Here is a 13,732-nt window from a genome sequence, read left to right as displayed (position 1 = left end):
ATTCAAATAAATATTATGTTTATAATATATTTGTGGAACCTGTTTTAAAGCGTATTTATGAAAAGTATTTATGAAACAATGTTTAGGATACTGAAATAAATGATATATCTGATCTAAACCATGATTTTTTCTCATGAGCCAGTTTTTCTCTGAAAATAGACAAATATAATATTCTCTTTTAAGTACCTTTCTTTAATTTTCCTCTTTTACACACCTTTCTTTAATTTATATATTGTGACTGTATCCCGGTAAACCGGTTCAAAATAGGTTTCATTCTCAAATTTATCCAGTTTTACGTGATACGTCTGCCGTTCAAGTTTGCCGATATACACATAGCTTACGTTATATTTATCCATAAGCTCCAGGGTTCTCTTTTCATTGCCAGTGGAATAAATTGAGCGAACATCTGTTATCCTCTTTTCTACTTCTTTGTGGTTTCTTCCCCAGAACCGCTCGTGTCTTGCCCACCCGATGACTGTAGGGAGCCCGGTATTTGCAGAGACCCTGGACGTATACCTGTAACTGCTATCATCTTTAGAAGCTTCAAGGACTACCGGAGATCCTTCAATATTTTCCTGCAACCATTGTATGGCATTGTAATCTCCCCTGTCCAGTTCCTTCATGTACTCCATTCCATCAAGGGTAGGCTCGGCATTCATATCTTTTATTCTTGTAAAGGTTGATACTACAGGAAAAAAGGCACAGGAAATAACCAGTAGCATAAGTACAACTGCCCATGCTTTTTTTACATAAGTTCCCTTCAAAAGCATTCTATTTTCAGACCCGCCCCAGAAACGAAAATGAAGTTCATAGTATGAATAAGAGGCTGCAATAGCAAGGAAAATCCATAAATGCATGTAAAATTTGAATACTGTATTCATACGGGCGAAATCGCCTGAAATGGGATCGTCAAGGTAAATAATTTCACAGATCAGGGCAATGAAGGCGACTGTTGCTATTAGAAGAAATATAAATCCTGCCGCGCTTCTTTCCGGAAGATCCTTCAGGAACGAAAACAGAGAAAGGGCAAGTAGGGGAAAAAGAACCGCAAGCAGGGGAATAGACCATATCGAAGAAAGCAGTGCTGATGCTCCAACAGAAAGGACAAAAACTCCGAGTTGTCGTCTGGATTCCAGGCGGGTTACAAGGAAAGAGAAGATTAAAAACAGGAAAAGTCCGAAAAGGATAAGGAATTTATCAATCGTTGTCCTGAGTTCCGGCACAACAAAATCAAATCCTCCTGCCGCCTGAGGATTAAAGGACAGATAAAAGGGCAAATATGGCAGGAAGCTGAAGACAGAAACGAGAAGGACTGCTCCGGAAAATCCTGCAATGGATCCGAATAAATTTTTATTACGAATATAATGCCCGTAATAAAATGCAAAGATAATAAAAAGTGCCAGGCTGAAGTACACAGGGAAGTCCCAGGAGTTGGATGGGAATAAAAAACCCAGAGCTATTGAAAATGTCATAAATGCCAGGCTGTTTTCAAAGATTGAGTTCTCACTTATCCTGAGATATATATTCAGGAGAAATACCAGTACAAGCAACTGAAACGGGATTGCAAGCATATGAGAGTGCAGGTCTCCGTGTATGAAAGTGAAATAGGGAAACTCGTTTATCGTAAAAGGAATAACCCTCGAACTGCTCCAGTAGTATCCTCTTGCAACCTGCACCTTGAGGACATACATGGATACAAATTCTATAAGTCCCTGCAAATTTCCAAGCAGCATCCCCGCCCCAGCAGTAAGGAATCCATACTTAATTTTCCCGTGGGTAAGGTTATACCCTATGCCGAAAAAGAGATTGAAGGAAAGAGCAAAAGTAAGGGCAACTGCCAGATTAAAAAGTATGGTCGGTTTGACAGCACTGAGTTTTCCCAGAGTACCCACGGAAAGATACCCAAAATAATAGTAAAAATCCAGAAACCCACCTGCAAACCAGGGATCTGCCGGAGGAAAAGAGGAAGTCCTTATTACTGCATTTAAAAAAGCAAAGTCCATAAATTTCTCGTGCATATATATTTCCGGAAGGTGCATGCGTACGAGCAAGAAAAAAAAGAAACCTGCGAAGAACACGAGTTCATTGACGAGCAAAGCCTTTCCTTTCGGGAAAATTCTCTGTTTCCGATAAAGGATAATTGATAGGATGCAAAGAACAAGAATAGAGATAAGAATTGTGTTGCGGTTAAAACCCCAGATGTAAGAAAAGATCCAGGAAAAATAGGCTACAAGTATAATTCCCAGAGTTTTTGATGCAGAAATGCCCCTGTCAGCCAGCCTGTTTCCAGCATTTCCAGCAAGTGGAATTGCAATCAAGCCCAGGATTTCGACAAGAAAAAACCATAGAAGTAATTGAAGGTAATCTGACACTGTTATCTGTACCTGCCTGTGAAATTCATTTTTTTAGCTACTGAAAAATTGCAGCTCGGGAAGTAAACTCAAAACATTACATCCTGCAAAATGTCGTTCAGGAAGTATCTTTATCCCATACAAGCTCATCTGGAGTCACACCCCTATTCCCAGAAGAGTCTCGCCTCTAAAGCCACTTTGACACTTTTATAATAAGTATTTTATAAATTCCTTTGTTTTAATCTGGCAGAAGATCCTGCATTCGAATCTGCCAGAAGATCCCATATTTGATACTATGTGATTTGTAAATATACTTATATTTCTGTCGAACGAGAATTTGTTTTTCGTTTTACTTTCGCTATAGTCTTCGCATTGGACTTTATAACTATTATTTTAAAGATATAAAACGCTTTGTTAGCTTAAAATAGATCTTTGCAAATAATGGTAGCTATGAAAATGCAGATCAACGGAAAAGCTGTAGAAGCATGCGGAGGCGAGTTTTTTGGGGTTAAAAATCCTGCAACAGGGGAACTTATAGAGCAGGTCCCCAGGGGCACGGAAGAGGACGTGGCTGCAGCGGTCGAAGCTGCTTCATCAGCGTTCGCCGGCTGGGCTGCCGCATCTCCACAGCAGAGGGGAGGAGTTCTTTACAGGACTGCAGAAATTGTCCGACAGAGGAAGGATGAGCTAGCTGCCCTGCTTACGCAGGAACAGGGAAAGCCTCTTGCAGAAGCCAGAAATGAAATAGAAGGTTTTGCACACGTCCTTGAATATTACTGCGGACTTGCAGGCAGTCTGCGAGGGGACTTCATCCCGGTCCCGGGAAATGGGTATGCTTTTACCGTAAAAAACCCTCTTGGGGTCTGTGCAGCCATAATTCCCTGGAACATGCCTGCTCTGATTATGGGCTGGAAAATTGCCCCGGCTCTGATTTCCGGGAATACTTTTGTGCTGAAGCCGGCAAGTAACACTCCCCTTACAAACCTGAATCTGGCTTCTATATTTGGGGAAGCCGGGCTGCCTGCAGGTGTGTTGAATGTGGTCACAGGCCCGGGTGAAACAGCAGGAGAAGGTCTTGTTCGCAGCCCTGATGTAAGAAAAATTTCTTTCACAGGAGAAGCCAGAACCGGAAAACGAGTAGCTGAACTTGCAGCCCGCGGGATGAAAAGGGTTACTCTTGAGCTGGGAGGAAGTGACCCTATGCTTGTGTGTGACGATGCCGATCTTGAAAGTGCTGCTGCCGGAGCCCTGAGAGGGAGGTTTTACAACTGCGGCCAGACCTGTACCGCTGTCAAGAGGCTTTATGTTTTTGAATCCATAGCTGAAGAATTCACAAAAAAGCTTGAAACAGGCATTCGGAGCTTAAGAATAGGAAACGGGCTGGAGAAAAATACCAGTATAGGGCCTCTTAACAATCGCCATCAGTGGGAATATATAAAAGAGCTCACATCTGAAATTGAGGAGAAGGATTCAGGCAGGATAATTACCGGAGGAAAAGTACCTGCGTTCAAAGGTTCTGATAAAGGGTACTTCTTTGAGCCGACCCTTGTTTCAGATGTACCAGGGGACTCCAGACTTTTGAAAGAGGAAGTTTTTGGCCCTTTACTGCCCATGGTCACGGTAAAAGACCTGGATGAGGCAATAGAGGAGGCAAACAGTACCAGTTACGGGCTTGGTGCTTCTATCTGGACAAAAGATTTAGACCGGGCACGAACAGGGTGTGAACAGTTAAATGCAGGCATTATATGGGTCAACCAGCACATGAAGATAGCTCCTGAAGTTCCTTTTGGAGGGGTTAAAGAGAGTGGTTTTGGAAGGGAAAATGGACCCGACGCCCTTTCTGAATATCTGGAGACAAAAACCATAATGTTAAAAACCTGAATGTAAAGACTACGCGTTAAGGCTAAGTGTTAAGGCTAAGTGTTAAGGCTAAGTGTTAAGGCTAAGTGTTAAGGCTAAGTGTTAAAGCTAAGTGTTAAAAAAGTCCTTATTTGAAAATAGGAAATAAAGATCTTCAGTGAGCCTTCATTAACCGACTCACCGAATTTCTTTAAGAAAACTGAAGTATAATTTTTGCCGTTTATTTTTTGTACTTGGGCAGAAGCTGCATGAATTCGGAGGTTTCCATTACAGGAACGCTGTCAATCATGCAGATGTCGGACCATGGCAGGTTGAAGGCTCCGTAAGCCTCAGAACTTTCTGCTTCGTAGAGAATGTAATAGCGGTTTCCGGAAAGGTCAACCCACTGGTTGATTACATCAATTCCTTCAGGAATTTCCATTTTCGCGAAGTGTTCAAGGATCCTATCACGATCCGAGGGGTCCCAGGTACTAACGTCCATGAATAACATATTTTACCACTCCTTTTATTATTTTTATGCCACCCTTACCAATTTCCGGAAGCTCAGGCAGCTTTTGTTCAGCGTCCGGGTTCTTTTTAGAGAGCTCAGCCTTAAGGAAAACATGTGTGTCCCCCTCTGCCATTCCCTTACAGGTATGACCTGTGTGCCTCCAAAAAGACAGTTTACGGCAGAAATTCAAAACGTTTTTTAAGTTTTCTCCGCCTCTCCTTTATCTGCCACTCCTAAATCCCCACGAGTGACAAATCCGGTAAGACAGGTTGCCGTGCAGAAAGAAGTTCTGCAGGCACAGACAGTAGAATATTATCCCTCAGACTATATAATAGTTCGTCCGAAGGGATTGTTTTGAGAGAAACAGTTTCATTAATATACATAATTTTATATTTATTTTATCAGCAGTTCAGCGGATTCAAACCCGGCTTTTACCGAGCCGTTCAGACTCCTTTCCGGATAGTTGGTTGAAGAGAACATACCTGCAAGGTAGAGTCCGGATGGGCCTGCCGCAAAAGGAAGCACATTTTTAAGATACCCCTGTTCATATACAGGAGCGGTATCTATTCTACGGTAGAGTTTCGTCCAGTGGACCTCCTCTCTTGAGAATCCGGGAAACATTTTTTCGAGCCCTCTAAGATAAGAATCAATGATACGTTCTTCTTTTTGAGTCCAGAGAGCACTCTTTTCGTCCTGGAAATAGGACGTCACATAGACCAGATGTTCCCCATAGTCTTCAAAAGGCAAATAATTAGTGTGCTCGATTACGGCTCCAAAAGGCACATCGGCTTTTATGTTCAACCAGTAATTCCCATCTTCCATAAGCTGTCTGTCAAGCCCTATCAAAGCACAAGCAGTCCCTTGATAACGGATATTTTTTAAAGAGTTATGAAGGGTCCCAAGCTTGCCTCCGGTGATTGCATCCAGTATTTTTGGTTCTACAGTTGAAATAACTGCATCGCAGGCTATAAAATCCCCGCCAACTACCACTCCCTGTACGGCATTGTCTTTGATCACAATTTCCGTTACTTCCTTACTTGTGTGAATCTCTCCCCCATTTGCAGTTATTTCCCCTGCCAGGGCTTCTATAAGGGAATTAAAACCCCCTCTCATGTACCCCAGCTTCTCTCCTTCTTTTCCCCTATCCGACCTTATTTTCACTCGCCCGATCAACCAGGCAGCAGAAACATTTTCGGCATTGTCTCCGAATTTACTTTTCATAAGGGGAGCAAAAAAGTTTTCATACACCGACTTTCCGGCAGTATCGAGAATCCAGTCCTTTGCCTTTATTTGATCATAGGCCACCGTGTCTTTTATCAGTCTTATCCTGAAGACCAGCAAGCCAAGTTTTACCAGGTCAAAAATAGAAAGAGGGCTAAAGTGTAAGATCTCGACTGGAGTGTTCATGGGATAATTTTTGCCATCCACAAAATAGGCGTTTTTTGCTTCAAGCCACAGCATCTGCTTTTCAAGCCCAAGTTCCCTTATAAGGGCAAGAAGTTCCGAATCACTCCTGAATATATGGTGATAGTACCTTTCAATAAAGTATTTTTTTCCGGAGTGTTCCAGACAGTAGCTTGCTGCCATTCCTCCGATATCAGGATCTTTTTCAAAAACTATTACTTTGTTAGCTTTACAGAGCCTGTAACCTGCTGACAGACCGGCAAGTCCGCTTCCGATTATTACTATCTTCATGGATACTTTTTCCCTCTATTCATTGAATTTATAAGCTGATTGTTGAGAATTGGGCTTTACAACCCTGAAATTCCGATATAGAGAAACGTGATAGATTCTAGAGAAACGTGATAGATTCCACATCTTTTTTCCAGAAAAGGTTTTGCAGGACTCCAAATTACATAAAACCCCTTTAAATATCGATATGTCTAACCGCTATAATGTATAACCGCTATATATACATTAAACTAATTTATATTATAACACAGGACATATTGAGTTCAGAGCGATCTGATTACAAAGAGGCGAGGGTCAGGGTGTACTACGATCAGGAAATTAGCTCGGTTTTTGAGGAACTGGGGACATCAGAGGAAGGGCTGAGCTCCGATGAATCTGAAAAAAGACTGGGAGAGTATGGGAAAAACGAGCTTAAAGAAAAAGAAAAAATCTCTATCTTTCGACTCTTTCTATCACAATTTAAAAGCATTTTAATTTTTATCCTGATAGTTGCTTCCATTATTTCGGCTTTACTTGGGGAAGCCATTGACGCAATAGTGATTTTATTTACTGTATTTCTTGCCGGAGTTCTTGGTTTTGTGCAGGAGTACAGAGCCGAAAAAGCAATTGAGCTTCTCAAATCCCTGACGTCTCCGGAAGCAGTTGTAATAAGGAACGGGACTGAAAAAAAGATCCCCTCAACAGAACTGATTCCAGGGGACATTATTCTGCTTCAAACAGGGGACCGTATTCCTGCAGATGCCAGGATAATTAAAGAGTTCAACCTTAAAGTGGACGAATCCTCGCTCACCGGGGAATCCGTGCCTGTCCAGAAAATTACCGGTTCTCTGCCTGCAGCCACTTCGGGAGCTGACAGGAAGAACATGGCCTACGCAGGGACTGCAGTTGTCTACGGAAGAGGAAAGGCTGTTATCACGGCAACAGGCATGAAAACCTCTTTTGGAGAACTTGCCGGGCTTCTAGGAACAATAGAAAGGTCCAGAACCCCTTTACAGGAAAGCCTTGATAAATTCGGAAGATGGATTGGCGGGGCAACCCTTGTAATTGTAGCTTTTGTTGCAGTGCTCGGCGTCTTATCCGGCTTTCCCCCTCTTGAGATGTTTCTCTGGGGGGTTGCGCTTGCAGTTGCCGCTATCCCTGAAGCCCTTCCTGCGGTTGTGACAGTAGGGCTCGGGCTTGGAGTAAGGCGCATGGTCAAAAGGCATGCCCTTGTAAGAAAACTGCCTTCCGTAGAAACACTCGGGGCTACAGATGTTATCTGTACTGACAAAACAGGCACGTTGACGCAGAACAAAATGACAGTTGAAAAGATATATGTTAACGGGCAGATCCTCAAGGTCACAGGAAACGGGTATGATCCTGAGGGAAAATTTATAAAAGGAGATTCAGAAGTACCGGAAGACGATACACACCTTAGGATTCTTTTGCTTGGGGCTGCTCTCTGCAACGATTCAAACCTTTATGAAGAAGACGGATGGAAAATTACAGGAGACCCAACAGAAGCAGCTCTGGTGGTTGCTGCGGCAAAGGCTGGATTTGAAAAATCCAAACTTGACCGGAAATATCCGCGGCTTGGAGAAATACCTTTCTCTTCCGAAAGTAAGAGAATGACTACCTTCAATAAACTGGAAGACAATCCGGGAAACGTTCTTAATTCCGAGCTTGTAACTTTTTCAAAAGGGGCTCCCGAGGTCATCCTTGCCTCATGTACAAAGATTTTCCAAAACGGCGAAATGAAAGCTTTAACCTCCGAGCAGGCGCGGGAGATCTCCGAGCAGGTTAAGGAGCTTGCGAATCAGGCGCTTCGGGTTATGGCTATTTCATTCCGTCCACTTGAAGAAGGCTTCTCTCCCGAAAAAGTTTCATTCGGAGAAATCCCTGCAGAGAAGATCGAAGAAGACATGGTCTTTTCAGGGTTAATTGGCATGAGAGACCCTCCCAGAGAAGAAGTAAAAGTTGCAATCAAGACCTGTGAGGATGCCGGCATCAAGACTGTAATGATAACAGGAGACCATAAAGTTACAGCAGCTGCGATTGCGCGAGAACTTGGAATTTTGAAAGAAAACGATCTCACTCTTACTGGTTCAGAACTTGACAGTCTTGATGAGAGTGAATTTGAAGACAAAGTTGAAAAGGTCTCGGTTTACTCCAGAGTCTACCCTATCCATAAACTGAGGGTGATAGAAGCTCTAAAAAAGAAAGGCCATGTTGTGGCGATGACCGGAGATGGGGTAAATGATGCTCCTGCTCTGAAAGCTGCGGATATGGGCATAGCAATGGGCATTACAGGCACGGATGTAAGCAAAGAAGCCTCAAGTATGATCCTGGCCGATGATAACTTTGCGTCCATTGTCTCGGCAGTTGAAGAAGGACGAAATATATTTAAAAATATAAAAAATTTCATCACATACGGGCTCACAGCCCATATAGGAGAAGTCCTGATTGTCCTTATAGCAATTCTGGGCTGGCAGATCCTGCCTTTGCTTGCCGTACAGATCCTGTGGATCAATCTGATTACAGATGGGCTCCCGCCTATGGCCCTTTCTGTTGAACCTCCTGACAGAGGGCTTATGAAACAGAAGCCCAGAAACGTTGAGGAAGGGCTGATAACCCGCCGTGAAATCACTGCAGGACTGGGATTGGGAGGGCTTATAGCTTCCCAGGCATTGATAATTTTAGTCTGGGCTCTGAACAGCGGCGTTCCCATTTCGAAACTGCAGACTATGATCTTCACACTTGTGGTCTTTTCAGAGATGTTCAATGCCTTCAACTGGCGTTCTGACAGGTATTCGGTTTTTACTCTGGGACTTTTTACAAACAAGCCTCTTGTCTACGCTGTCCTGACCACAGTGGTTCTGCAGTTGATAGTGGTTTACGTCCCGTTCCTTCAATTTGCTTTCAGGACGGTTCCCCTTTCCCTTTCTGAGCTGGGAAGCATAACGGCTTTAGCTTCCACCACACTCATCTCGATGGAGATTGTAAAGTACCTGAACGCAAGGAGAGCTCACTGATCAAAAGGGGAATTGAGTTTTTTCGGCTCTCTGCCTTAAAAGGTCATCTCCCATTCCTTTTCCAGATATTAGCATACATACCCCGTTTCGTCATCCGGTTTTAAACAATCATGTTCTTATTCCATTATCGGTTTTCTTTTTTCTTTCAGTTTGAATCGCAAACTTCAAAAGTGGAGGAGAAACCAGAATGGATACAACCACCATAAGCACTATCCCCGAAAAGATTTCCTGGTTGATAATCCCCAGCTCCCTGCCTATGGCCAGTACCACAAGTTCTACCCCTGCCCTGGGCATGACTCCTATCCCGAAGATAAGGCTTTCATAAAAATCAAAGCCTATGGCTTTTGACCCTATAAAACCCCCTATTAGCTTTCCTGAGAGGGCAAAGAGGACAACCAGAAGGGCAAAAATGCCTGTATTTCCCAGGGTGGGCAGGTCAATTGAAAAGCCTATGAATGCGAAAAAAAGAGGGATCAATATCCCGTAAGCCAGTCCTTCTACTTTGCTCTGCACATCCTGGATTTTGGCAAGGGGAATTTCCGAAATTAATGTCCCTCCTATGAACGCTCCAATTGTTGCATGAAGCTCAAAAAACTCTGCAAGATAGGCAGAAAAAAGGGCTACCATAACCACAAAGGAAAATACTGCTTCTTTTGCATGCATTTTCTGAGCGTAGACAAAAAGCCTGGGAAAAAAGTACTTTCCCAGGATATACATAATCAGCAGAAAAAGCAGAATTTTTCCTGCAATCGTAAGAACACCCAGAAATGAAGGCGCGCGGTTAAAACGGGCAAAGGTAACCACCACAGAGAGCAGAAATATCCCTATAATATCATCCAGGATTGCCGAGGAGAGTATTATTTTCCCGGGTCTGCTGGAAAGGTAGTTCAGGTCTATAAGGGCCCTGATCACCACTCCTATACTTGTAGGGCTAAAAGCAACTGCCATAAAGAGGCTTTGAAGAAAACTGAAATCAAAGATCTTTCCAAGCCCGAAACCGAAAGCAAAGGCAAAGGCTACCTGAAAAAGTGTAGGGACAAGGGCAGCTAATGCTGCGGGTTTCAGGTCCCTTAAGCTCACTTCTTTATATCCTGCAGTAAAAAGCAGGAAAATAGCTCCAAGCTGGGCAAAGAAAGTAATTACTCCGGTTTCTACGTTAAGAAAAAGCGCTCCAAGTAAGATACCTGCCAGGATTTCTCCCATGACTGAGGGGACACCGACTCTTTCTGCCGCCTCACCCAGAATTTTCACACTGAAAATCAGGAACAGTATCTGAAACAGAGCACTCACTGCTGTTAGTCCCCCAATCTTTGCTTTTTTAACCCTAATTCCTTTTTCTCAGGAATTGGCCAGAGCTTTTAGCCCCTTCTGTTTTGTCCCCTCTACTTTATTATTGGATTCATTCTCTACTTTATTATTGGATTCATTCTCTACTTTATTATTGGATTCATTCTCCTACTTTATTATTGGATTCATTCTCCTACTTTATTATCGGATTCATTCTCTACTTTATTATCGGATTCATCTATCTCGCATTCATTTATCGTTTTCATGAAAAAAGAAGCAGGATACCCGTGTCTTCAGACATGGGAGGAATGCATCAACTTCCGTTATAAGTTACATGCCCGCGATTTTTAGTAGTGGGTTATTGACCCTTTCCTTTTGTCTACTCTATTCTTTCCTTCTTTCTTCTTCTGCAAATCTCTTTTACAAGATCTTTCTTGGAGATGATTCCTGCCAGTTTTCCGTTTTCACTGACGCAGACGCGGTCAAACCTGTACTTCATCATCAGGTCTGACGCGTCTTTGAGTGTAGCATCAAGAGGAATTGTCACCGGATGCGTTATCATTACATCTTCCGCTTTTCCTCCAAGAGACCTTATAGCTGTAAGAGGAGTATGTTTTGCTCTGGGAACCAGGCACAAAAGCAGGATTTCAAGAATGATGTCAATATCAATAATGCCCACAAGCTCATTATTCTTATTCACTACCGGGAAAGTATGGTAGGGAAGCTTCCCAAAAAGCGAAAAGACTTCTTCCAGAGGAGTGTCTTCCTGGATTGTAACCACCTCTTTGGTCATAAGGTCTCTAATTGTTATCCAGAGACAGCTCTCAAAAAATTCTTCATTATGGTTGGGTGTAGGGGTGGCTTCCAGATACCTTTCAGGAGAATCAGGTAATTCCTCTCCCTTTTCAGAAACCTTTTCCAGCTGTTTCTCTGTTCCTGTTTCCTCTTCTTCCCCCCCTTCGTTGCTGTTTTTTTGAGAGGGGGGTCCTCCTGCAAGATTATTTGCCAGAGAGAATATTTTGCCCATAAAAAACCCCATTTAAGAACTCTTCTCTTTTTACAGATAATTTGCGTTTTCAGGTACTTTCGGATCTGTTTTCCTATGTTTCAGCTTCTATGTTTCAGCTTCTATGTTTCAGCTTCTATGTTTCTGTATTCCGCTTCTATGTTTCTGTATGCCGCTTCTGTTTTTCTGTGTTTCCGCTTCTGTGTGCCCCTATAGTTCCGTTTATGTGTTCCTCTCTTTTCCCTCTGCAATTCAAAATGAATAATTTCTTTTTATACGAGATTTATCCGTTCTTTTCAAGTGTCTTCTTATAATAGAGGGTGAAATCTCTTCCCGGACGCAGGGTAAAGTTGTAAGAGGAGTACTCTTCTGCAGAGATTTCTTTGTACATATCATAGGATATGGGCACAATAATAGCATCGTATTTACTGCTCGCGGGAGGTTTTGAAGAGTAACCTGTTTTTTCGTAGTCCCGCAGATACCAGGGCAGGGGCCAGTACAACTTATTCGGGTCAATCACGTAAAGCCTTAGAGTTTCAGGCCTTCGGTTGAAACCCTCTATCATCACCATGAGCTCCCGAATATCCGGAGAGGCCTGTGTATATGTCATCAGTTCTGCCGGTTCCATGCTCCTGTAGTAATTTACCGAGATACACTGACCCAGGGAAAATAGAAGGGCGAGCGCCAGAATTACTGCTGTTAAAGTGCGGGCTTTTCCGGCGTGTTCTGTCCGGGAAAATGGCTTCTTGTCTGTCAGGGGGCTTATATTTCCTTCCAGGAGCCCTTGATCCGGCTTTATAGATTCAATATTTCGGGAAAAGAAGTCTCCCAGGCAAGCGCCGGCTAGAATTCCGAAGGGCAGGACGATATGCACAACGAGCCAGGGAACTTTTTCCTGAAGATAGGAGTAGAGCAGCAGGCTGGTAAATGCCCAGTAGCAGAGAAAAAGGAAAAATGAAGCATTTTTTCCTTTCTTATTCAGAAAATGGAAAAATCCTGCAGTCCCAAAAAGTATAACCGGAATTTCATATCTAAAAAGGATGGGGATATAGTAGTAAAAAGGGCCTCCTATCCTCTCTATCCTGTGCATTGCCATCCAATGGGTAAAAGCCCTTTCTACGATTGAGAAAAGAGAAATATCGTTTCTGAAAAGGCTTGTATAAAAAAACATTACAATGAAAATGAAGAGTGCCCCTGAAAGAAGAAATTCGGGAAGGAAAGATAAAAGAGCCGAACTTTTTAGAAGAAGGGTCTTTTGCAAACTCAGGTTTTCTCTCTTCCAGCTTGAATAAATCCAGTATAATAAGCCCATCCCGGCATAAGCCCCGAATATAAGTATGACAAGATATGCATTTTCCTTTGCAGTTACGGCAATGGCAAGAGATGCCGCTGTCAGGATAAGGTAAGGGTACCGCTTTGAACTGTGAATATTGTCGAGATAGCGGAATGCACCTGCAACAGCAGCCAGAGTGCAGAACACAATTATCATATCGTTTCTGAAGAACCTTGAGAAGTAGACCATACTTGGAGAAAATGCAAGCAGAAACATTGACCAGAGAACTCCACTCTTCCCCAGTTCTTTTTTCAGCAAAAAGAGCAGCAGAATAGTTGCCACTCCGAAAAAGACCGGGACCAGGCGGGCTGTGGTATCGTTTATTCCCAGAAAATGGAAGACTGCTGCAGTAGAATGGAAAAGAAAGGGGCCGTGGTAAGCTGGATTATAACTGTACTCCCCGGTTTCAAGCAGTTTGAGGGTAAAACTGGCGTGTACGCTTTCATCATGATGGAAAACCCTCTCTCCAAGTTCAAATAGTCTGAGGACAAGGGCAAAAAAAACGATCAGAAGCCCTAAAAGCCTGTACTTTTGATCAGAGAGCTTCGGTGAATTTGCGGTGTCGTTATCTGGACTTTGCTGCATTGTTTTCCAAACCTTCCGGTGATGGCTGCTCCTTATAAGGCATAGGTATATTTAAGGAATAGGATGAAATAGTCTTCCTCATGGCTGAAGTAAAAATTAAGTTATTTGCAAATCTGC

The 13,732-nt window shown here is 43.0% G+C and carries 9 protein-coding genes; 3 read left to right on the top strand and 6 right to left on the bottom strand.

The genetic code is table 11. The features are described from left to right. Positions 1 to 206 precede the first annotated feature (206 nt). The gene (locus tag PHF18_RS07770; protein WP_300100728.1) at positions 207 to 2,372 is read right to left on the bottom strand and encodes a DUF2298 domain-containing protein; all 2,166 of its coding nucleotides are present in this window, start codon (positions 2,370 to 2,372) and stop codon (positions 207 to 209) included. Positions 2,373 to 2,792: 420 nt separating this feature from the next. On the opposite strand from PHF18_RS07770, the gene PHF18_RS07765 reads away from it, so the two are divergent. Beyond that, positions 2,793 to 4,232 (top strand): aldehyde dehydrogenase, encoded by a 1,440-nt coding sequence (locus PHF18_RS07765; RefSeq protein WP_300100725.1) that lies wholly within the window; start codon positions 2,793 to 2,795, stop codon positions 4,230 to 4,232. A 199-nt stretch (positions 4,233 to 4,431) separates the two neighbouring features. Here PHF18_RS07765 and PHF18_RS07760 read toward each other — a convergent pair whose 3' ends face one another. Continuing rightward, positions 4,432 to 4,701, bottom strand: coding sequence for a DUF3303 family protein (locus tag PHF18_RS07760; RefSeq protein WP_048127824.1), 270 nt, complete (start codon positions 4,699 to 4,701; stop codon positions 4,432 to 4,434). Here PHF18_RS07760 and PHF18_RS07755 point away from each other — a divergent pair. Continuing rightward, positions 4,691 to 4,903: a hypothetical protein gene (locus PHF18_RS07755; protein ID WP_300100717.1), complete on the top strand. Its 213-nt coding sequence runs from the start codon at positions 4,691 to 4,693 to the stop codon at positions 4,901 to 4,903. The two genes, PHF18_RS07760 and PHF18_RS07755, sit on opposite strands and share 11 nt — an antisense overlap. Positions 4,904 to 5,094: 191 nt before the next feature. Here the strand turns inward: PHF18_RS07755 and PHF18_RS07750 are convergent, their stop codons facing one another. After that, the gene (locus PHF18_RS07750) at positions 5,095 to 6,396 is read right to left on the bottom strand and encodes an NAD(P)/FAD-dependent oxidoreductase (RefSeq protein ID WP_300100714.1); all 1,302 of its coding nucleotides are present in this window, start codon (positions 6,394 to 6,396) and stop codon (positions 5,095 to 5,097) included. 254 nt (positions 6,397 to 6,650) lie between these two features. On the opposite strand from PHF18_RS07750, the gene PHF18_RS07745 reads away from it, so the two are divergent. Continuing rightward, on the top strand, positions 6,651 to 9,404 hold the full coding sequence (locus tag PHF18_RS07745; RefSeq protein ID WP_300100711.1) for a cation-translocating P-type ATPase: 2,754 nt from the start codon (positions 6,651 to 6,653) through the stop codon (positions 9,402 to 9,404). Between the two features lie 108 nt (positions 9,405 to 9,512). Here the strand turns inward: PHF18_RS07745 and PHF18_RS07740 are convergent, their stop codons facing one another. From PHF18_RS07740 to PHF18_RS07730, 3 genes are all read right to left on the bottom strand, one after another. Next, a complete protein-coding gene (locus tag PHF18_RS07740; protein WP_300100708.1) occupies positions 9,513 to 10,694 on the bottom strand; it encodes a cation:proton antiporter in 1,182 nt (393 codons plus the stop codon). A gap of 376 nt (positions 10,695 to 11,070) precedes the next feature. Further along, on the bottom strand, positions 11,071 to 11,718 hold the full coding sequence (locus tag PHF18_RS07735; RefSeq protein WP_300100705.1) for an HPP family protein: 648 nt from the start codon (positions 11,716 to 11,718) through the stop codon (positions 11,071 to 11,073). Between the two features lie 262 nt (positions 11,719 to 11,980). Next, a complete protein-coding gene (locus tag PHF18_RS07730) occupies positions 11,981 to 13,615 on the bottom strand; it encodes a flippase activity-associated protein Agl23 (protein WP_300100702.1) in 1,635 nt (544 codons plus the stop codon). Positions 13,616 to 13,732 lie beyond the last annotated feature (117 nt).

The sequence above is a fragment of the Methanosarcina sp. genome (genome assembly GCF_028693135.1).
Taxonomy (GTDB): Archaea; Halobacteriota; Methanosarcinia; order Methanosarcinales; family Methanosarcinaceae; genus Methanosarcina.
The sequence above is the reverse complement of the archived record's forward strand: the minus strand, read 5'-3'. Positions and strand labels throughout refer to the sequence as shown.

Bases quoted from the DNA above. Each gene is read 5' to 3' on its own strand.
- PHF18_RS07765 (WP_300100725.1), top strand. From the start codon at position 2,793: ATGGTAGCTATGAAAATGCAGATCAACGGAAAAGCTGTAGAAGCATGC.
- PHF18_RS07755 (WP_300100717.1), top strand. From the start codon at position 4,691: ATGAATAACATATTTTACCACTCCTTTTATTATTTTTATGCCACCCTT.
- PHF18_RS07760 (WP_048127824.1), bottom strand. From the start codon at position 4,701: ATGTTATTCATGGACGTTAGTACCTGGGACCCCTCGGATCGTGATAGG.
- PHF18_RS07750 (WP_300100714.1), bottom strand. From the start codon at position 6,396: ATGAAGATAGTAATAATCGGAAGCGGACTTGCCGGTCTGTCAGCAGGT.
- PHF18_RS07735 (WP_300100705.1), bottom strand. From the start codon at position 11,718: ATGGGCAAAATATTCTCTCTGGCAAATAATCTTGCAGGAGGACCCCCC.
- PHF18_RS07730 (WP_300100702.1), bottom strand. From the start codon at position 13,615: ATGCAGCAAAGTCCAGATAACGACACCGCAAATTCACCGAAGCTCTCT.